Genomic DNA, 19,944 nt, shown 5'->3' on the forward strand with positions numbered 1-19,944 from the left:
ATTGTAACCTGTTTTAACCCTGGAGCGGTAAACTACGGCCCAGTAGACTAGACGGCAAATGGCACTCCTACATCTTTGGTTATAGCGCATGGAACTAAAAGCAACGTCGCTCGGTAAACATCTGGCACAGCATCCCTATAATCGGGTGCGTCTGTTAAGCGCCGGCGTAGAGGTCAGTGGTGAAAAACATGAGTATCTGATCCCGTTTAATCAGCTGCTGGAGATTAAATGCAAACGCGGACTGATCTGGGGTGAACTGGAATTTACCCTGCCGGATGAGAAAGTCGTGCGTCTGCACGGCACGGAGTGGCAGGAGACGCAGCGGTTTTACCATTATCTCGCACAGGCGTGGCAAAGCTGGAGCGAGGAGATGAGCGATATCAGCGCTCAGGTGTTGGAAACCCTGGTCGCCACCCTGCGACAAAAAGATGAACAGGATCGCTGGCTAAAACAGAGCGAGCTGGCGGAGTTGCAGCAGCATATTAAGGACACCTTTTCTGCACTACCGCTACCGACATTACGACTGACCGAATTTGATCATTGTCGTGCGCTTTATCAGCAATGTTTGCCGTGGCTGGAGAACGGCGAGGAGCAGCTTAAAAAACGTAACGATGCCTGGACGGCGCGTATGCTGCAACAGCATGCGGATTTTTTCGCGACGGTGGAAACATCGCCGCTTAATCCGGCGCAGGCGCGTGCAGTCGTCAATGGTGAAGATTCGCTTCTGGTACTGGCAGGCGCCGGCAGCGGTAAAACCTCGGTGTTGGTGGCGCGCGCGGGCTGGCTGCTACGGCAACGCCAGGCGCAGCCACAGCAAATTTTGCTGCTTGCGTTTGGACGTCAGGCGGCAGAGGAGATGAACGAGCGTATCCAGTCGCGGCTGAAAAACGATGAAATTGAAGCCCGTACTTTTCATGCGCTGGCGCTGCATATCATCCGCCAGGGCAGCAATAAAAGTCCGCTTATTTCTCGCCTGGAGACCGATAACACGGCGCGTCGGCAGCTGTTAACTGAGACCTGGCAGCAGCAGTGCGCCGAAAAGAAAGCCCATGCCAGCGGCTGGCGGCAATGGCTGACAGAAGAATTGGCGTGGGACGTGCCGGAAGGTGATTTCTGGCAGAACGAAGCGCTGGCGCAGCGGCTGGCTGGCCGTCTTGAGCGCTGGCTGGGTCTGATGCGAATGCATGGCGGCGCGCAGGCAGCCATGATCGCCGACGCGCCGGAGGCGATTCGCGATCGTTTTACTAAACGTGTGAAGCTGATGGCGCCACTGCTTAAAGCCTGGAAAAGCGCGCTGAAAGAGGAGGGCGCTATCGACTTTTCCGGCCTGATTCATCAGGCAGTAAACCTGCTGGAGAAAGGGCGCTTTATCAGCCCCTGGAAACATATTTTGGTCGACGAGTTTCAGGATATATCGCCGCAGCGGGCCGCATTGCTGACCGCCTTACGTAAACAGAACCGGCAAACCAGCCTGTTCGCCGTCGGTGATGACTGGCAGGCTATCTATCGTTTTAGCGGTGCGGAAATGTCGCTGACCACCGCTTTCCACCACTATTTTGGCTGCGGCGACAGCTGCGTACTGGATACCACGTATCGCTTCAACGAGCGTATTGGCGAAGTGGCGAATCGCTTCATTCAGGAAAACCCGCATCAGCTTGCTAAGCCGCTTAACAGCCTGACAAAAGGCAATAAAAAGGCGATTTCGCTGCTGCCTGACGAACGGCTGGAAGATCTGCTGAATAAAATCAGCGGCTACGCCCGGCTGGAAGAGCGGGTATTGCTGTTAGCGCGCTATCACCATCTTCAGCCGACGCTGCTGGCAAAAGCGAAAACGCGCTGGCCGAAGCTCAGGCTCGATTTTATGACTATCCACGCCAGCAAAGGACAGCAGGCGGATTATGTGATTGTGCTGGGGCTTCAGCAGGGCCACGACGGCTTCCCGGCGGCAGCGCGCGAGACGGTAATAGAAGAAGGCTTACTGCCGCAGCCGGAGGATTTCCCCGATGCGGAAGAGCGACGGCTGGCTTATGTGGCTATCACACGGGCGAAGCAGCAGGTCTGGCTGCTCTATAACCGGCAGCAGCCGTCAGTATTCGTGGAAGATTTTAAACGCCTTGGCGTGCCGCTGCTGCGTAAGCCTTAGCGTTATTTGGCGGACGCGCTTACTTCAGGCGCGTTTGCAGATAATTTTGATAATCGGGAATTTGAATGGTAACCGGCTGGTTAAACAGCGGAGACTGAATAATAAAATCGGCGGTTGAACGGTTCGTCGCGGTCGGAATATTCCAGACGGTCGCCAGTCGCAGCAGCGCCTTAACATCCGGGTCGTGCGGTACGGCGTTTAACGGATCCCAGAAAAAAATCAGCAGATCGATTTTTCCTTCCGCGATCAGCGCGCCGACCTGTTGATCGCCGCCCATTGGGCCGCTCAACATGGCGTTAACTTCAAGGCCGGTTGCGCGCTGAATCAAATTACCGGTCGTACCGGTAGCGTACAACGTGTGCGCATTCAGCAGCGCTTTGTGTTGGCTAACCCATTCAAGCAGCGCGGTTTTGCAGTGATCGTGCGCCACCAGGGCAATGGTTTTTGCTTCGGCAAGGGTACGGCTGGTCTGCTGCATTAATATATCCTGTTGAGAAAATAGTGAAAAACAGGGAAAACAGATCGCGAGTTTACCGCTGCCGGGCGGTAAACATCAACTTGGCCGTAGCGCTTTCATCAAACTCAGCAGGCGCTGGCGCGTGGCGCTGTCAACCTGGTGAAACCAGAGCTGTAACAGACGTTCCGCTGGCATATTGTTGCCGACAACATCAACCGGAAATTTTTCCTGGCGTACGCTTAAAGGTGGCTGCTGCGCAAAACGCGGCACGGAGGCGGGCTGGCCGTTGCGGTTATAAACCATCAGCGCCTTTTCCAGATCGGTTTGCTGTCCATTCAGCAACGGCAGCCGATCGCGACGGATTTTAACCGGCTGGCCTTTTTCATCTGCCATCATAAATTCGTAGGTTTTATCAAACTGGCGGCGAGCATGCTGGCTTTCCAGATCTGGCAAACGAATGGAAATGGATTTGACGTTAGCGACAAATGATACGATTAACGGTGCGGAGATATAGCTGCGTTTATCATTGTTATGAGAAGAAGCGAGCGTTTTTTCAACGCGAAACAAGAGCTGGTGTTCGCCATTATCTAACTCCAGTCCATCGGCGCCTTTTAACAGCGAGCCTGAAATTTTGCGTCCGTCCAGTACCAGCAGATCGATATTAGGATCGAGCCTGAGCGTAGTCGCATAGCAGGATGTTGCAAACAGCAGTGCAAGCATGCCTGAGCAGATCAAACGCAGCTTCATTATTTCTCCAGAAGGCGCACGGGAATCCCGGCAGTGAATGTATCAAATTCTTACATTATGGCAGCGTGTTAACATTTTAACATATAATTTTGTGCCCTGAATCGCTAAATGCGCCAATGATGCTTGCCTGTTCATTCCGAAACCATAAATCACCTAAAATGGGTGGATTAATGCCATCAGGAGTAACTATGAACGACCAGATGATTGCCGATGTTCTGAGATCGACCCGCACCATTGCGTTAGTCGGTGCCAGCGATAAGCCCACGCGCGCCAGCTACGGCGTTATGGCCTGGCTGCTGCAACAGGGATACCACGTTATTCCCGTCAGCCCAAAGCTGGCAGGTCAGACTTTGCTGGGACAAAAAGTCTACGCCTCTCTGGCGGAAATTCCAGAGCCGGTCGATATGGTTGATGTTTTTCGCAATTCAGAAGCTGCGTGGGGCGTGGCGCAGGAAGCGATCGCCATTGGCGCGAAAACCTTATGGCTTCAGCAGGGTGTGATCAACGAGCAGGCGGCGGTACTGGCGGGCGAAGCGGGCTTAAACGTGGTAATGGATCGCTGTCCAAAAATTGAAATTCCCCGGCTGGGACTACTCAAAAATGAACAGGCCTGACCGGTAATGTGGTATCAGGCTTGTCGATGAAAGGGAAGGTAAGATGCCTGGCGTGCCAGGCATGCTATTAATGACGTAAGCGCGGAGCCAACAGCTGCTGACGAATCGACTCGGCCAGCTCATCTAAAGAAGGCTGTTCGGGATGAAACGTCTGCGCCTCGCCTGACAGCTGGGCTTCGGCAAGATAAGTATGAATCGGCTCACCGTCATCGTCTTCGGTGACGACATGATACCAGGGCGCGGTTCGTAACGTTTCATTCGCGCCAACATCTTCAATATCAGGATCGTCTAACGAATACTCAGGATCGACATCAACCACCACGCCCAGAAAACCCAGCATTTTATGACGTACCTGCTGACCAATTCCAAATTTACTGGCAATCATCAATACCTCCTGACAAACATTGCCCCTGAACACCAATATGGTGGCAAAGGCATCGTTTTCAAGTTACAGCACGCGGCAGGCAAACCCCTTCAGATACAGGCCTTCAGGATAGCTGGCGATAACCGGATGATCGGCAGCCTGTCGGAACTGCTCTATAAATTGTACATCACGCTGAGCATCTACGGCGGCGTCGGCAATGATTTTCTGAAATAAATCAGTTGCCATCAGGCCTGAGCAGGAGAAGGTCAGCAGCATCCCGCCGGGATTAAGCAGCTGCATCGCCAGCATATTGATGTCTTTATAGCCCCGGCAGGCGCCTGCCAGCTGGTTTTTATTCTCGACGAATTTAGGCGGGTCCATCACGATAACATCAAACTTTTCACCGCTGTCGCGATAGTTGCGCAGCAGCTTAAAAACGTCATCGCGCACAAACTGCGCTTTACTGACATCCAGTCCATTCAGCTCAACGTTTTGCCGCGCGACGTCGAGCGCTGCCTGCGAGGTATCGACGCTGATCACTTCACGACAGCCGCCGAGCAGGGCGGAAACGGCAAAGCCGCCGGTATAGGAGAAGCAGTTAAGGACGCGCTTATCCTGCGCATAGCGACGGGTCGCAAAGCGGCTGTCGCGCTGATCCAGATAGTAGCCGGTTTTGTGGCCGGTACGAATATCGACCAGCAGCTTCATGCCATGTTCGCTAATCGGCAATAAATCAGGCGGCAGCTCACCGCTCACTGGCCCCTGCGTCAGCTCAAGTCCCTCTTTTTTACGCACCGTGACATCAGAACGATCATAGATAGCACTGTCGGGATAGCACTGCTGCAACGCTGAAATAATCGCCGGACGTTGATATTCCGCGCCGGCGGAAAGCAGCTGAATAACCAGAAATGCGCCAAAACGGTCGATGGTTACGCCAGGCATGCCATCGGATTCACCGGCGATTAAACGATAGCTGTCCAGCCCGTCACGAACGGCCAGCCAGTCGCGGAGTTGCTGAGCCGCCTGCAGGCGACGTACAAAAAAGGCGATATCGACCGATTCGTCCGGCTGCCAGCTCCAGACGCGCGCGCGAATCTGCGAGTCGGGAGAATATGCGGCGCGGGCCAGCCATTTACCCTGGCTGTCACAAACGTCAATAGTTTCACCACGCTGGGCCTTACCTTCCATACGCGCGACGGCGCCGGAAAAAATCCAGGGGTGACGACGGAGCAGGGATTTTTCACGTCCCTTAGCGAGAATCAATCGAACAGTCATATTTTGCTATGCTTACCAACGGAAAATGAGCCGACATTGTCCGGTGGTTACCGGCAAAATGCAATCAGCCTGGATTAGGGAGGCGCTATGACGCAACGCTGTATAAAAGCCTGGGTTCATGGTCGGGTACAGGGCGTGGGGTTTCGTTACAGTACGCAAATGCAGGCGCAGCAGCTTGGGCTGACCGGTTATGCGCGTAATCTGGATGATGGCAGCGTTGAGGTACTGGCCTGCGGCGCCAGCGAGCAGTTGGATCAGCTGCTGGCGTGGTTAAAGGCGGGCGGACCGCGTAGCGCGCATGTCGATCGGGTACTGACCGAGCCGCATCATTCTGCGGATATTCCGGCACGCTTTACGACCGGCTAAGGCAGTAAAGCGCCGCTGCGGTTACAGACACTTCACCGGTTTAGGCAAGCCGGCTATTTTTGTTGCCTGCTTAGCCGGGCCATCGGGGAACAGGCGAAACAGATAGCGGCTGTTGCCTTTCTCTTCACCCAGCTTCTGCGCCATCGCTTTCACCAGCATTCTTACCGCTGGCGACGTATTAAATTCCAGATAAAAGTCACGTACAAAATGTACGACTTCCCAATGGGCTTCGCTCATTACAATGGATTCTTCCGCTGCGATATGCAGCGCCAGCGCCTCGCTCCAGTCGGCAGAATTCAGCAAATAGCCCTGAGCGTCGCGCGCGATTTCTTTACCTTCAAACAGCACGGTGTGGCCTCACTTATCTAAACGGCGCTTATAGTAGCAAACTTAATGACGGCAAAAAATAAGGCCCCGCACTGGCGGAGCCTTCATTATCAACGGTCGTGCCGGTTGAATTAGTTATTACGTGAGAAGCCCAGAATGCTCAGCAGGCTGATAAAGATATTGTACAGCGAGACATAAAGGCTAATGGTGGCGCGAATATAGTTCGTTTCGCCGCCGTGAATAATATTGCTGGTTTCCCACAGGATGGCGCCGGTAGAAAACAGAATAAATAGCGCGCTGATAGCTAACTGCAGCGCCGGCAGCTGCAGGAACAGGTTAGCGACAACGGCAACCAGCAACACCACAAAGCCCGCCATCATCATCCCGCCCAGGAACGACATATCTTTGCGCGTCGTCAGCACATAGGCCGAACAGCAGAAGAACACCAGCGCCGTACCGCCCAGCGCCAGCGCGATGGCATCGCCCATGCCAGCCGACAGGAAGGAGTTCAGGATCGGCCCCAGGCTATAACCGAGGAAACCGGTAAAAGCGAACGCCGCCAGAATACCAGCCGGGCTATTTGCCAGACGATAGGTTAAAAACATCAGGCCATAGAAACCGACCAGCATCAGAATCAGGCCCGGCGCAGGCAGATTTAATAAGGTACTGGCGGTGGCGGTGGCAGCGGAGAACGCCAGCGTCAGGCCCAGCAGAAAATAGGTGTTACGTAAAACTTTATGGGTACTCAGTAACGAAGTACCGGTACCAGAACGGGAAACAATGCGATCCATAATGCACCTCTACAGGGGACACAATCTTAGCGCAGAGCATACGAAGCGTCGCAGCAAGGGAAAAGGCGTTTTACCCTTCTTTACGCGTGGAAACTGTTGTTTTTGCGAGCTGAGTGGCGATTCTGCCAGCAAACAAAGCGTTGTTGACTGTTTTTCAGGCGAACGGAAGCATTAACTATTTACATTGCCGTAAGGGGTGTTTATAGTTCGCCTCATTGCGGAGGGTGGCCGAGCGGCTTAAGGCAGCGGTCTTGAAAACCGCCGATGGGAAACCATCCGAGAGTTCGAATCTCTCCTCCTCCGCCACTAAATTTCTAACGGGCCAGCAGCAATGCTGGCCCGTTTTCGTTTGGGTAAAATGGCGATTTGCCGCTGTTTTCGCCGTTACGCTGCGAAAATAATCATTCAGTAATTTTTTGCATTAAAGGGGCTTGCGCAAGCAGAATCAAGCCGTTAGACTTCGTCGCACAATATGACACGTCAGCAATTCAGGTTGCGGATTGTCTTGCGGAGGGGTGGCCGAGTGGCTTAAGGCAGCGGTCTTGAAAACCGCCGATGGGAAACCATCCGAGAGTTCGAATCTCTCCTCCTCCGCCAAATTTTAAGAGCCAGCACAGCGTGCTGGCTTTTTTTATGTGCGCTTCATCGCGCCACCAGCCGTTACCTCCCGCATTTCTTCTGGTTTGGCTCCTGCCGCGTTTTTATTATCGAAGCCGTCGTGCTGGAAAACATTCTTTTGCTTTTCAGTCGGCTAATGAGACTAAACCGCGATGTCGCGTGTCTGCTATAGTCCTGATACGATATGAAGCCGCATCCGCTGCCGCAGACTGAAGCGCAGGGCGGCAGGGTATCTCCAGTATTGGCCCTGATGCGCTACGGTCAGGCGTCAGCCAGTCATCATCAGATCGAATGGAACAGTAACAATGATCAAAAAACTTAGTCTTTGCGCATTGTCGGTTATTGCGGCGTTACCTTTAGGATTTTCTGCCCAGGCCGCTGATGGCGATCTGCAACTCCAGCAGGTACTGATGCTTAGCCGACACAATCTGCGGGCTCCGCTGGCTGATAATGGCAGTCTGTTAACGCAGGTCACCAAAAAAAGCTGGCCGCAATGGGAGGTGGCTGGCGGTGAGCTGACGACAAAAGGCGGCGTACTGGAAGTCTATATGGGGCGCTATACGCGCGAATGGCTGGCGCAGCAGGGGCTGATTGATAAAGCGGCCTGCCCGGCACCGAATGACGTTTTTGCCTACGCAAACAGCCTCCAGCGTACCGTAGCGACCGCACAATACTTTGTTGCAGGTGCTTTCCCTGGCTGTGACGTCAGCGTTACGCATCAGGATGAAATGGGCACCATGGATCCTGTCTTTAGTCCGGTGATTACTAACGGCAGTGAAGAATTCAATAAAAAAGCGTTGGCCGCGCTGAATGCGCAGGGTGAAAAGCTGAGCCTGAAGCCCGCTTTCCAGCGGCTGGAAAAAATCATCGATTATAAAAACTCATCGGCCTGTGATGGCAAAAAGCAGTGCGCGCTGAGCAGTGATAACCAGAATAAATTCAGTGCGGAAAATGGCAAAGAGCCTAACGTTGCCGGACCGCTGAAAATAGGTAACTCGCTGGTTGATGCGTTTACGCTGCAATATTACCAGGGATTCCCGTTGGAGCAGGTCGCCTGGGGACAGATTAAAACGCCAGAACAGTGGCAGGAGTTGGCAGCGGTTAAAAACGGCTATCAGGATGCGCTGTTTACCGCGCCGGAAATCGCCCATGAGGTCGCTGCACCGCTGATTGACTATATTCGCAGCCAGCTGGTGGATCAGGATAAAGCCACCGCGCCGAAAGTGACGCTGATGGTCGGCCATGATTCCAATATCGCCTCGCTGCTGGCGGCGCTGGATGTGAAACCTTATACCTTGCCGGGCCAGTACGAAAAGACGCCTATTGGCGGCCAGGTGGTTTTTGAACGCTGGCACGATCCGAAAGCCGATAAAGATCTGGTGAAAATTGAATATGTTTACCAGACGGCCGAACAGCTTCGCGACACGGAAGCGCTCAGCCTGAAAAATCCTCCGAAGCGGGTAACTTTACAGCTAAACGGCTGCCAGACAGATGCTAACGGTTTCTGCTCGTGGGAGCAGTTTAGCGGCATTTTAAACGCATCCCTTCAGGGCACTGCTTTGCAGCCGGCTGTTGACAAAGCTGCAGCTGATAAAGCCGCCGCTGAAAAAGCCGCAGCCGATAAAGCAAACGCTGATAAAGCCGCAGCCGATAAAGCAAACGCTGATAAAGCCGCAGCCGACAAACCAGCCGCCGCTGTAGAAAAACCAGCAGATGGCAAAGGCGCTGCTGATAACGCCGCCGCAGACAAGGCAGCATCGGACAAAGCTGCCGTAGATAAAGCGCAGCAAACGAAAGCCGCAGAAAAACAGGCTGCCGCGCAGGAAGCGGATGCTAAAGCCGCAGCGGAAAAAGCGCAGGCCGAAGCGGATAAAGCGAAAGCGGCCGCCGCTAAAGCAAAGGCGGAAGCTGATCAGGCTGCAAAAGAAAAAGCGGCAGCGGAGAAAGCGGGTTCTGCAACCCAACCGCAAGCTAAACCTGACGCGCAGCCAAAAGCGACAGAAGAAAAAGCGCAGCAGGCGCCAGTTCAGAAAGCTGAAGCCGCCAGTTAATGTTACGGGGCGAGTAAAAAGGGAGCGCGATGCTCCCTTTTTTATTGCGACAACATTCCTTACGATCCTGACCAGCCAGCCAGCCAGCCAGCCAGCCAGCCAGCCAGCCAGCCAATCAACCAACTACTCAACTAACCAGTCAGCCGTTATACGCCCTGGGTTCTGTCTGTTTGTGATAAATTCAACAAAAAGTTGATTTTTCAACAAAGGAGGGGTATTTTCGCGGATGTTACCTTTGGGGCAGCTAAATAAGCTGCACGCAGTGGGGCGAAAAAGAATGAGGATCATAACAACATGAAGAAGAAAGAAACCTTAGCTGCGCTTTCGCAAATCCTTGAATCAGCAATGGATGCTATGGCTGCTACGGTAGCCAACAATCATGAAATCGTTCTGCATAATTTGACTACACCAGCAGCTTCGGTACAAAAAATTATTAATGGTCATATTAGCGGCAGAAAAAAAGGCGACAGCTTACTGGCCGGTCCCGATAAGGATGATGGTTTTGCCGGGCTTCTGGTTAAAGGGAAAAATGATGCTCAACCGGTGGTGATAAAAAACTATAAAACGGTTACCGCCGCAGGCCGACTGCTCGACAGTGCATCAACGATCTATTTTAGCGAAGAGGGCGAGCCGCTCATGGCGTTCTGCATCAATACAGATAACTCTGCTTATGAACATATTCGCAAAGGGCTTGAATTATTAACCCATACCGTACCCGCGGCGAATGATAAAAAAGAGCTGAGCCTGAACACTATTATTAGCGATACCATTCAGGACGTTATTGGCCGTCACATTATATCAGGGAAGAAAATTCAGAAAGCACAGCGGTTAAAGATTATTGAGGAGATTCGCAGCAGAGGAATTTTCAAAATGAAAGGGGGAGTTCAGCAGGTTGCTGATGCGCTGGGCGTCACGCGTTACACAATTTATAACGATCTGGAGGCGATGGGTGAGGAATAAAAGCGCATCTCAACAAACCGGTATTCCTTTTTTTCAGGTCGATGCTTTTACTGGCCAACCTTTTTCTGGAAATCCTGCGGCGGTCTGCGTGCTGGAAAAATGGTTAGATGATACGACGCTGCAAAATATTGCGCAGGAAAATAACCTTTCTGAAACGGCGTTTATTGTTAAAGTTGGCGAAGACTTTATGCTGCGCTGGTTTACACCCTGTGTTGAAGTTGATTTGTGCGGTCATGCGACACTCGCAGCGGCCTTTGTACTCTTCACGCAATATCATTTGACCGATAAAGTTATTCGTTTTCATACCCGAAGCGGTGTACTGACGGTTAAACGCAAAGGTGAAAGTTATGAACTGGACTTCCCTTTAGTTAAGCCCGTAAAAATTGACCAACCTCAGGGCCTGAAGGCTGCCCTTGGTATTGAAAGTGTGCCAGCGGAAATATGGCAGGCTGCGGATATCGTTGTGCTTATTGACGATGAAAAACTCTTGGATTCTCTTTCTCCCAACTTCGCTTTACTTGAACGTTTTGCTACTCGTGGCATAGTGGTTTCCTGTCCATCGACAAATTTTGATTTTCGTTCTCGCTGGTTTGGGCCGCAGGTTGGCGTTAATGAAGATCCGGTAACCGGTTCAGCGCATACTTTTCTTGCCTGTTTATGGTCAGAAAAATTAGGCAAAAAAGAATTATATGCCCAGCAGGGCGGTAAGCGAAAAGGTGAAATCATTTGCCGGATAAAAGACAACGAGCGTATTGAGCTTTGCGGTGAAGCGCGCTTAATTATTAAAGGTGCGATTTTTATTTAACGATGTTTTTATAATAACAACAAAATTTCTGCGTAAAAAAATTATATTTTTATAGCGTCCGATTAAACTTTGGGTGGGAGTGGTCATCACAATTTTTAAAATTAAGGAGACGTAATGCTCTGTGAAAATATCAGTAAGACACATGAAAAGGCAACGCTATTTGAGAGGAGATTGTAGGCGGAACGATTTTTTTAATTCTGTTGATTTATGCGGTTTTATTGCTGGCACAGTTTGGGGTTTTTCGTTAACAATCCTGACTGATATAGATAAGTAAATTTCCTGACAGATGGTTTTATGAAAAAAATTATTGCAGTTTTCGCGCTGGCTTTATTAAGTGTCAGCGTGACGGGTTGCTCAAGTGATTATGTTATCCAAAAGAAAAATGGTGATATGATTATTACCAATGGCAAACCTGAAATTGATGACGATACCGGCCTCGTTTCGTATGAGGATACTGCCGGAAACGAGTATGCGATCAATCGTAATGAAATTGTACAGATGATTGAAAAATAAAAGCCGTTCAATAAAAAAGCTGGTTATGATAACCAGCTTTTTTATTGAACGGCTTATGATAATCGTTGGCTGCGCCTGTTCAGCAGGACAGTAGCGAAACGTTAGTATTCAACGCAGGTAAGCACCCATACGTCCGGGTTGCCAATAAGCCAGGCGTTATGATCGATATGCTTACGTTCTAAGATTAATGTCGACTCATCGTTGCTGAATTCAGTAAATAAAATTTGAAACGTGTCGTTGCTTATACTATCTGTCGCAAGTTTTCGCATGCCGGCATTATGATATTTCAGCGTATAGTTATCTATCTGAAAACCATCGCTTAGCAAAACTTTTCGATTAACATTTTCTACAGCGCCGTCATGTATTGCTTTACCATTAAATGAGATAAATCCCGTATTGTCCTTATAGAGTTGAAGCGTTTGGGTAAGATAGAAATTATAGTCTGCGTCGTTTTTTGCAATGTGATAGCGGGATTGGCTTGTACACTTGAAGGTATTGACGCTATGCATATGGTTATATACAGCGGCAAAGCAAATCATGATTACAGCTATAAGTATTAAGCTAATGCTGGCTGTTTTCATGGTTCACCCCAGTTATTATAATGAAAATTATCACAGGAAATGATCTGTTCATTCTCACCGACAGTACATAACGCTAACAGCGTTCGGCCGGCGCTTTGCGATGTAAATGAGTCATTACTGTCAAATATGATTTTCTTTTCGGGTCCGCAGGCGGCCTGATTATCTTGCAGAATAGCGCTAATATGCGTTTTCGCAACTTTTCGGGCGTTTTTATTAAAATCTTTCATAAAAACAAGGTTGCAGCCAGCATTTAAACGATCGCCATAGAGTGCATAATGATTGGCTTGCGCGGGTAAAATGAAATAAAAAAGCATTAACGAAACGCCGCATATCAGAGCCAGCAACAGGGTTATCGAATTCAAGCGCTGACCTGATAAACGGGTCTTTTTTGACGCATGTTGCGGCGCAGATATATCTGAAACAGGAAGCGTGAATATTTCCTGCGGGCAAATATTTACTTCTGGATTTAATCTGAAGCCCATTTTCGGTACGGTGATGATAAGTTCCGCGCAGCCGAATCGGGATAAAGCACGGCGTAAGATACTGATATATTGATTCAGGCTGCTGTTAGAACTCTGCAGCCCATAATCGTCCCAAACTTCTTTTAGCAACTGCTCACGTTCTAATAACCCATTTTTTGCCATTAATAAGGCGGTAAATATCCGGCTAGCCGTCAGGGTTAATTGCACCGTGTCATTCGTTTCGCAGTGAGTCAGTGATCCATCCTCTGGATTGAAAAGTATCTTCTCCGAAATTAAAAAATTCATAGAGGAAGCGCCGAATATGAAAACGTCTGGCGAAAAATTATATCATGGCTATCCTTTTTTTCGAGATAAATTATTACGATTCATAATATTTTATTATAGGCTGATTATTTTGCAAACTTGCAAGTAATAGTTAAATTATTGAAGGTGATTTTGTTATTTAAATGAAAAGCGTTGTAAACATTATCCAATCAAAGCCAGGAAAATGATAATGCTCGCTATAATCATTATTAACGTTGTTAATCCGTACGTTCTTATTACCATGGTTTTGCTTCTTATTTGGTTTATCCAATTAAGCTATCCGAAAGGATAACGGGTAGTCCCTTTGAGCTTGCTGCTTGTAGAAAAATTTCACTGCTTTTTTTACTTTGCCCTGACAGGTATTCTTTTGCAGGATGTTCAAGCCCCAACAGTGAATATTTTTGCACACCGAACGCATGCCAGGGCAGCAAATCTATTCCCTGAAACCCAGGTTTTCCCGCTGTCATGCTGGCAATGAGGTTCAGAATGTTTGTCATCTCTTCCCCCGTATCGTTAACGCCGGGGATCACCGGAATACGCAGGCGTAATGGAATATTGAGCGTTAACAATTTTTCAAGGTTACGCAGAATGCGCACATTACTGACGCCGGTATAACGCCGGTGCAAGCCCTCATCCGCCAGCTTCAGATCGTAAAGGATCAAATCGGTCGCCATACAGACCTGCTTTACCGACGCCCAGGATGCGAAACCCGCCGTTTCAACGGTGGTATGGATCCCTTCGAGGCGTAGCCTTTGCAATAACGCCCTGGCAAAGGCGGGCTGAAGCATAACCTCTCCGCCGCTGAGTGTGACGCCACCGCCTGAGGTAAGGTAGTAGGGCAGATCCTTCAACACCTCATGATGCACCGCATCCAGCGTCATCCATTTTCCAACTACTTTCAGCGCCTGTACCGGACATGTTTCTTCACAAAGAAGGCAGCCGTTACAAGTCGCCATGCGGTTGATGACATGGCGTTCGCCGTGACGTTGATGAATATTATTTGGACAGCTATCAATGCAGCTGCCGCAATGCAGGCAGTTGTCGGCACGCCAGAAAATATCAATTTCCTGACGCAATCCTTCTGGATTAGCGCACCAGCCGCAGCGCATCAGACAGCCTTTAAAAAATACCACGGTACGAATGCCGGGGCCGTCATGCAGCGAAAAACGCTGAATGTTAAAAATAGAACCCGTTAGCGGCTTAGTAAGTGTGCTGCACGGTTCGGCTGATAATTTCATCCTGCACCTCACGGCTTAATTCAACAAAGAAAGCACTATAACCCGCTACGCGAATCATCAAATTTGGATACTCTTCCGGTCGTGCCTGGGCGCGCTTCAGCTCTTCGTTATCAACGTAGCTGAACTGCATTTGTGCGTTGCCAAGCATACTGGCGGTACGAAGCAGGTTAATCAGCTGATTGATACCTTGCTCGGTTTCCAGCAGCCCATACATCAGCTTGAGATTGTGTACCATGCCGATTTCCATCTCTTCGACATTAAGCTTGCTGACGGAATTAATGATCGCCGTTGGTCCGTTAATATCCGTTTGCTGTGATGGACTGATACCATCCGCAAGCGGTTTGCCAGCCAGCCTGCCGCTTGGTAGCGCCCCGGTTGCCATACCAAACGGCGTATTGTTGGAAATAGAAAGCGTCCCATGAGTAAAAGGGCCGTAAAGCATGCGATAACGGCGATGTTCCTGCTCCGTAAAGTGAATAATGGAGCGGGCCAGGTCATCCACTTCGTTAATGTCGTTGCCATATTTAGACGCCTGCTGGCAGGCGCGGCGGAGCGCTTCATAACCGTTGAAATTAGCTTTCAGCGCATCGGCCATTTCACGCAGGTTCGCCCGTCGCTGTTCGTACACCACCGTTTTGACCGCCATTAACGCATTGGCCAAATCTGCCAGGCCGGTCCAGATCAGTCCGGGGCCGTTGTTAAAACGTGCGCCGCCGGCAGTGACATCGCGGCCTTGCTCCATGCAGCCTTCAATCAGGCATGATATAAGTGGCTTAGGCAAATACTGGCGATGCAGCTTTTGCACAATCAGGGTGATTTGCGCAGCTTTTGCCGTCATTGCCGACAGCTGCTGTTTTACTGCGGATTCAAAAGCCGCGTAGCTTGTCAGGTCGGCCAGATCGCCGGTCTGTGGGCCCAGACGTTCACCGCCGGCACTTAAACCATTGCTAAAAACCAGTTCCAGCGCGCGCGTAAAAGTGGTGTAACCTACCGAGGTCCACTGATAAATTTTCCCGGACTTTTGCGGTTCAACACAGCCCATCAGGCAGTAGTCGCGCGCATCGTCATAATCAAATCCTTTACGTAGCATCATTTTGATGTGGGCATCATCGAAATGGCAGGCGGGGAATCCCGTTCCGTTACGGATTACTTCAACAATTTCACGCAAGTAGGACCACGGAGACTGATTATGAATACGTACGGCAAGGCTGGGCTGATAAATCTTTAACTTACGCGAACAGCCATCACCATCATGGTCAGCGGATTAGTGGCATCGCCGCCTTCGCGTTTTTGCCCGCCAACAACCATATTAATAAACGGCTGATACCCCGCAAAATACCTGGCTGTTGACTCGCTGCAGATCCACAGGCTTTCCGCCATTTTTATCATCCAGCAGCAGAGCAGTTCTTCCGCTTGTTCATTAGTAAGTTCGCCGTTGGCCAAATCGCGTTCCAGGAACGGCCAAAGATATTGATCGACCCGCCCGAGAGAAATACCGGTCTGGTTTTCCTCCAGACAAAATAGTGATTGCACAAACCATACGGATTGCAGCGCCTCATGAAAGGTGCGCGGCGCATGCTCCGGCACGTAGCGGCAAATAGCTGCAGCTTGATCAGCTCTTTTTTACGCTGCGGATCGGCTTCATTTGCGGCAAGCTGAATGGCGTAATCACTGTAGCGATGCGCATAATTGATGACGGCGTCGCAGGTATGCTTCATTGCTAAATAAAAGTGATGGCGCTCAATATCTTCCGCACAGGTCATATTGAGTCCTTCTAACGCATGGATCGCCTTGTTACGTAAGCCTCCCATACCTTCTGTCAGCAAAAATGTATCGTAGCCGGGGCAGGCATCTCCGCCGCCATTCTGCGTTTTTATTGTTACATCGCATATCTCGTGATCGTGGCACCATTCCCACAGGCCAGCATGTTTTAATCGCGTTTCAGCTATTTCATCCAGCGAACGCCCGCGCCAGTATGGAAACACCTCTTCTTTAAGGATGCGTTTAGCTTTATCACTGATGTGATAGGGATCTTGTTTGCGCTGGCTCATGGTGTCCAGTTCTTCTGCAACCCAGCGCCAGCTGATTTCGGGAGAAATTTCTCCCCCGCGTGGACCGCCAGCAGGATGGCTGATAATAAGTTCCCGTTCGCCTATCCATAAGGGAGCCCGCTCGCAGGCGCGTCGAAAAGCCAACGCCCGTAACGTAATAAGATCCAGACCAGGGTTATTTTTATAGACTTCAGTGACTGTCTGCGCCCTTGAAACGGAGATAAAGGGTTTCGCTTTGAAATATTGCTCTCTGAGAAAGGTAATACGATCGTTAAATACTTTGCCCACGTTATCTCTCCTTTATGAAAGACCCATTAAAATCGTGCCGCTGAGGATAAATGCAATGCCTGTTTTTTCGAAAATAGTGGTGTGAATACCATAATAAAGCGTACTGACGACGGTAATTAATACCGTACCCAGGCCACACCAGATGGCATAGGCGATGCCCGGCGTAACTAATGTCATCGTCTGAGAAAGCGCATAAAAGCAAATGATATAGCTCAGGGCGCAAATAACGGTGGGTATTAATCGGCGAAAATGTTGGGTTTTAGGTAACAGAGCCGTTCCGAATACTTCAGTAAGAATGGCGATAAAAATCCACATGGTACTGATGAGTATAATATGAATCATAATGCTTCCATCTTTTTATATTTTTCCGCGCAGCTAATAATGGCGATGCCGGCAATAATCATTCACATGCCAGCCGATCTGATACTATTAACCGGCGTATCAAAAAACCACATACCAATCATATTAACTGCTACAATTCCGGCACCAGACCAAATGGCATAAGCCACGCCAAGATGCAGACTGCGGGTAACATAAGTCAGCAGGTAATAGCACACGCCATAACCTGCAATTGCGAGCAGGCCTGGTAATAAATAAGTAAACCCATCTGAAGTAACCAGCATGGTGGTGGCAAAAATTTCAACAATTACCGCCAGCGCCAGCTTTAGCCAGGTGTTGTTTAACATCATGGTCATTCCCTTTATTAACGAAGCTCAGCACCTCTCTGAGATGCTCTGTGCAGGATTAATGAAACAAAAAAAATGAATGACGGCAATTTAAATTGTGAATATTTAAATTTTTAGTTTTTTGTTCTGAATTTTATTTTTATTATAGGTTTATATATTTATGAATTTGTATTGCCTCGATCTTGCGTGAATAAACCATTTCTTGCATTATTATTAGCGTGATAAATAAACTTCCCGTGATGTTTTTTAACGACGCCTTTACGCATATGTTATGCCGTCGTTTAAAGAAGTTACGTAACAGAGGGCGCTATGAAATATATTGTTTTGCTTTTAAGTTTGTTGCTGATTACGGGCTGTGCGGAAATAAACCATCGATATGGACCTCATCCTTATGGAGATAATGGCCTGTATCAACCTTTCTATATTAAATCTAACCCTTATGCGATCTACATCTGTTTTACGCGCGAATTAAAACAAGAGAATTATGAGATGGAAACAGGGTGGCCGCATAGCGATGAAATAAATGCGTTTTTTATTTATCATCATAATGAAGAAGTGGCGCGCTTTACTATTGATCCAAGGTATCCCCTTAATGTGGGGATACTTGCTTCTCTGGATGCGGCAAATAAAGAAGTGTTTAACGTGGGCAAACGGGTTGCTAAACGCTGTGATGCATAACGGAGCAAGAGAGACTGTTATTATCAAGATCGCCGCTACTATCACCTTAACGATATGAGCGGCGGTTTTGGCTATAAACGTTAATGACTCTGCAGCAAGAAACAGGGCGGCCTGAGCGGCAGTTGGTTACCGCCCGACCGCTATTACTGTTGCGCCGAAAGATTACTGGCTCGCGACCACTACCAGCTTTTGGTTAACGAACTCTTTAATTCCTAAATCGGACAGCTCGCGTCCATAACCTGAACGTTTGATCCCACCAAAAGGCAGTTCAGCCGCTGTATCGCTGGCGGAGTTGATAAAGACCATACCGGTTTCAATCCGCGATGCCAGCCGTTTACCGCGGGCAATGTCGCCGGTAAAGACCGCACCGCCCAGGCCGTAGTGGGAATCATTGGCTAACTTCACTACGTCATCATCATTCTCAACCACGTAAACCTGCGCGACCGGGCCGAAGAATTCGGTAAACCAGGCAGGATTGTCACGGGTAATCCGGGTCAGAATGGTGGGCTGATAAAAACAGCCGGGACCGGGAACGATTTCACCGCCGTAGTGCAGATGGGCACCGTGAGCCAGCGCCTCTTCAACCTGTTTTACCAGAGTATCGCGCGCGCTGGCGGAGGAAAGCGGGCCAAGCGTGGTGCTTTCATCCAGCGGATCGCCGATTTTTACCGCTTTAAAGGCTTCGGTAAATTTTTCCAGGAAGCGATCGGCCACGCTGCGCTGAACGATAAAGCGTTTAGCCGCGGTGCAAACCTGACCGGTATTGCTGAGGCGCGCCTGCGCACCCTGTTTAACCGCTTCGTCTAAATCACAATCATCAAGCACGACAAAAACATCGTTGCCGCCCAGCTCAAGGGTTGTTTTCTTCAGATATTTACCCGCCTGCTGCGCAACGGCGCTACCGGCGCGCTCTGAACCGGTCAGGGCTGCGCCCTGAACCCGATCGTCGGCAATCAGCTCGGCCACTTTATCGCTGGAGATAAACAGGTTCGTCCAGGCGCCTTGCGGCGCACCGGCATCACGCACCAGCTGTTCAAAGACGCTGGCGCAATGCGGTACGATGGCGGCATGTTTAGCCAGCACCGGATTACCCGCGGCCAGATTAGGCGCCAGTACGCGCATCAGCTGATAATAGGGGAAGTTCCACGGCTCAACCGCAACCAGCACGCCAATAGGATGATGTTCAATCCAGGCTTCGCCCAGACTGGTGGGATAGGACACCGGCTGCAGGAACTTTTCGGCATGCTCCGCATAATAACGTGCAATCTGCGCACAGATTTGCACTTCGCCGCGACTCTGTTTCAGCAGTTTACCCATTTCAAGGCTGGCGATTTTTGCCAGTTCGTCCGCCCGGCTTTCAATCAGATCGGCGAGCTTATGCAGCACCTGAATGCGCGGCTGAATATCGCCTTTCGACCATTCGGATTGATAAAGTTGCGCGGCGGTTTCCAGAGCGGATTCAACATATCCGGCATCATGTTCAGGCCAGGTTTTAATGACTTCATTCGTGGCGGGATTAACTGACTGGTAGGTTGACATAGAAGATTCCTTTTCGCTGGCTAAAAAAACAGGGCGGGAAAATCCCGCCCGTAAAGCACTTGAAGTG

General features: G+C 49.9%; 22 protein-coding genes, 2 tRNA genes and 1 pseudogene. 10 read left to right on the top strand and 15 right to left on the bottom strand.

Features of this window, described 5'->3' with window-relative positions; genetic code table 11:
• Positions 1–88: 88 nt before the first annotated feature.
• A complete protein-coding gene (gene helD / locus P3C52_RS09345) occupies positions 89–2,143 on the top strand; it encodes a DNA helicase IV (protein WP_275554742.1) in 2,055 nt (684 codons plus the stop codon).
• Positions 2,144–2,162: 19 nt separating this feature from the next.
• Here helD and P3C52_RS09350 read toward each other — a convergent pair whose 3' ends face one another.
• Together P3C52_RS09350 and P3C52_RS09355 are read right to left on the bottom strand one after the other, a co-directional pair.
• Positions 2,163–2,621, bottom strand: coding sequence for a methylglyoxal synthase (locus P3C52_RS09350; protein ID WP_275554743.1), 459 nt, complete (start codon positions 2,619–2,621; stop codon positions 2,163–2,165).
• Between the two features lie 75 nt (positions 2,622–2,696).
• Complete coding sequence (locus P3C52_RS09355) at positions 2,697–3,347, bottom strand: DUF2057 family protein (protein ID WP_275554744.1); 651 nt, start codon at positions 3,345–3,347, stop codon at positions 2,697–2,699.
• A gap of 188 nt (positions 3,348–3,535) precedes the next feature.
• On the opposite strand from P3C52_RS09355, the gene P3C52_RS09360 reads away from it, so the two are divergent.
• Positions 3,536–3,961: a CoA-binding protein gene (locus tag P3C52_RS09360; RefSeq protein ID WP_275554745.1), complete on the top strand. Its 426-nt coding sequence runs from the start codon at positions 3,536–3,538 to the stop codon at positions 3,959–3,961.
• 67 nt (positions 3,962–4,028) lie between these two features.
• Here P3C52_RS09360 and hspQ read toward each other — a convergent pair whose 3' ends face one another.
• Both hspQ and rlmI read right to left on the bottom strand, forming a co-directional pair.
• Complete coding sequence (gene hspQ, locus P3C52_RS09365; RefSeq protein WP_275554746.1) at positions 4,029–4,346, bottom strand: heat shock protein HspQ; 318 nt, start codon at positions 4,344–4,346, stop codon at positions 4,029–4,031.
• A 63-nt stretch (positions 4,347–4,409) separates the two neighbouring features.
• Positions 4,410–5,600, bottom strand: a complete 1,191-nt coding sequence (gene rlmI, locus P3C52_RS09370) for a 23S rRNA (cytosine(1962)-C(5))-methyltransferase RlmI (RefSeq protein ID WP_275554747.1) — start codon at positions 5,598–5,600, stop codon at positions 4,410–4,412.
• 87 nt (positions 5,601–5,687) lie between these two features.
• Between rlmI and yccX the strand changes: the two genes are divergently transcribed.
• Positions 5,688–5,966: an acylphosphatase gene (gene yccX, locus P3C52_RS09375; RefSeq protein ID WP_275554748.1), complete on the top strand. Its 279-nt coding sequence runs from the start codon at positions 5,688–5,690 to the stop codon at positions 5,964–5,966.
• Between the two features lie 21 nt (positions 5,967–5,987).
• Here yccX and tusE read toward each other — a convergent pair whose 3' ends face one another.
• A complete protein-coding gene (gene tusE, locus P3C52_RS09380) occupies positions 5,988–6,314 on the bottom strand; it encodes a sulfurtransferase TusE (protein WP_275554749.1) in 327 nt (108 codons plus the stop codon).
• A 110-nt stretch (positions 6,315–6,424) separates the two neighbouring features.
• Complete coding sequence (gene yccA, locus P3C52_RS09385; RefSeq protein WP_275554750.1) at positions 6,425–7,084, bottom strand: FtsH protease modulator YccA; 660 nt, start codon at positions 7,082–7,084, stop codon at positions 6,425–6,427.
• A gap of 219 nt (positions 7,085–7,303) precedes the next feature.
• Between yccA and P3C52_RS09390 the strand changes: the two genes are divergently transcribed.
• From P3C52_RS09390 to P3C52_RS09415, 6 genes are all read left to right on the top strand, one after another.
• Positions 7,304–7,390 (top strand) — tRNA-Ser (locus tag P3C52_RS09390).
• Between the two features lie 203 nt (positions 7,391–7,593).
• Positions 7,594–7,681: transfer RNA gene (locus tag P3C52_RS09395), tRNA-Ser, on the top strand.
• A gap of 326 nt (positions 7,682–8,007) precedes the next feature.
• Positions 8,008–9,753, top strand: coding sequence for a bifunctional glucose-1-phosphatase/inositol phosphatase (gene agp, locus P3C52_RS09400; protein ID WP_275554751.1), 1,746 nt, complete (start codon positions 8,008–8,010; stop codon positions 9,751–9,753).
• A gap of 294 nt (positions 9,754–10,047) precedes the next feature.
• Entirely contained in the window at positions 10,048–10,713 is a 666-nt protein-coding gene (locus tag P3C52_RS09405) for a PAS domain-containing protein (RefSeq protein WP_275554752.1), read from the top strand.
• Complete coding sequence (locus P3C52_RS09410; protein ID WP_275554753.1) at positions 10,703–11,518, top strand: PhzF family phenazine biosynthesis protein; 816 nt, start codon at positions 10,703–10,705, stop codon at positions 11,516–11,518. Before P3C52_RS09405 ends, P3C52_RS09410 begins: the two co-directional genes overlap by 11 nt.
• 294 nt (positions 11,519–11,812) lie before the next feature.
• Positions 11,813–12,031 carry a YgdI/YgdR family lipoprotein gene (locus tag P3C52_RS09415; RefSeq protein WP_275554754.1) on the top strand — a complete coding sequence of 73 codons (219 nt, stop codon included), beginning with the start codon at positions 11,813–11,815 and terminating at the stop codon, positions 12,029–12,031.
• 101 nt (positions 12,032–12,132) lie between these two features.
• Here P3C52_RS09415 and P3C52_RS09420 read toward each other — a convergent pair whose 3' ends face one another.
• The 8 genes and pseudogenes from P3C52_RS09420 to P3C52_RS09455 all read right to left on the bottom strand — a co-directional run bounded on the left by P3C52_RS09420 (position 12,133) and on the right by P3C52_RS09455 (position 17,663).
• The gene (locus tag P3C52_RS09420) at positions 12,133–12,612 is read right to left on the bottom strand and encodes a hypothetical protein (protein WP_275554755.1); all 480 of its coding nucleotides are present in this window, start codon (positions 12,610–12,612) and stop codon (positions 12,133–12,135) included.
• Entirely contained in the window at positions 12,609–13,379 is a 771-nt protein-coding gene (locus P3C52_RS09425; protein ID WP_275554756.1) for a winged helix-turn-helix domain-containing protein, read from the bottom strand. The genes P3C52_RS09420 and P3C52_RS09425 overlap by 4 nt, the downstream gene beginning before the upstream one ends.
• A 281-nt stretch (positions 13,380–13,660) precedes the next feature.
• The gene (locus tag P3C52_RS09430) at positions 13,661–14,635 is read right to left on the bottom strand and encodes a glycyl-radical enzyme activating protein (protein ID WP_275554757.1); all 975 of its coding nucleotides are present in this window, start codon (positions 14,633–14,635) and stop codon (positions 13,661–13,663) included.
• Positions 14,598–15,857, bottom strand: coding sequence for a pyruvate formate lyase family protein (locus tag P3C52_RS09435; RefSeq protein ID WP_343252013.1), 1,260 nt, complete (start codon positions 15,855–15,857; stop codon positions 14,598–14,600). The genes P3C52_RS09430 and P3C52_RS09435 overlap by 38 nt, the downstream gene beginning before the upstream one ends.
• Positions 15,858–15,859: 2 nt before the next feature.
• Positions 15,860–16,222 carry a pyruvate formate lyase family protein gene (locus P3C52_RS09440; protein WP_275554758.1) on the bottom strand — a complete coding sequence of 121 codons (363 nt, stop codon included), beginning with the start codon at positions 16,220–16,222 and terminating at the stop codon, positions 15,860–15,862.
• A 74-nt stretch (positions 16,223–16,296) separates the two neighbouring features.
• Positions 16,297–16,974: pseudogene (locus P3C52_RS09445) on the bottom strand (pyruvate formate lyase family protein); the annotation flags it as partial.
• Between the two features lie 12 nt (positions 16,975–16,986).
• Positions 16,987–17,316, bottom strand: a complete 330-nt coding sequence (locus P3C52_RS09450; RefSeq protein WP_275554759.1) for an SMR family transporter — start codon at positions 17,314–17,316, stop codon at positions 16,987–16,989.
• 62 nt (positions 17,317–17,378) lie between these two features.
• Positions 17,379–17,663, bottom strand: coding sequence for an SMR family transporter (locus P3C52_RS09455; protein WP_275554761.1), 285 nt, complete (start codon positions 17,661–17,663; stop codon positions 17,379–17,381).
• A gap of 306 nt (positions 17,664–17,969) precedes the next feature.
• Between P3C52_RS09455 and P3C52_RS09460 the strand changes: the two genes are divergently transcribed.
• Entirely contained in the window at positions 17,970–18,338 is a 369-nt protein-coding gene (locus P3C52_RS09460; protein WP_275554762.1) for a hypothetical protein, read from the top strand.
• A gap of 162 nt (positions 18,339–18,500) precedes the next feature.
• Here P3C52_RS09460 and P3C52_RS09465 read toward each other — a convergent pair whose 3' ends face one another.
• Positions 18,501–19,877 carry an NAD-dependent succinate-semialdehyde dehydrogenase gene (locus P3C52_RS09465; protein ID WP_275554763.1) on the bottom strand — a complete coding sequence of 459 codons (1,377 nt, stop codon included), beginning with the start codon at positions 19,875–19,877 and terminating at the stop codon, positions 18,501–18,503.
• Between the last annotated feature and the right edge of the window lie 67 nt (positions 19,878–19,944).

Source organism: Mixta sp. Marseille-Q2659, assembly GCF_940807255.1.
Taxonomy (GTDB): domain Bacteria; phylum Pseudomonadota; class Gammaproteobacteria; order Enterobacterales; family Enterobacteriaceae; genus Mixta.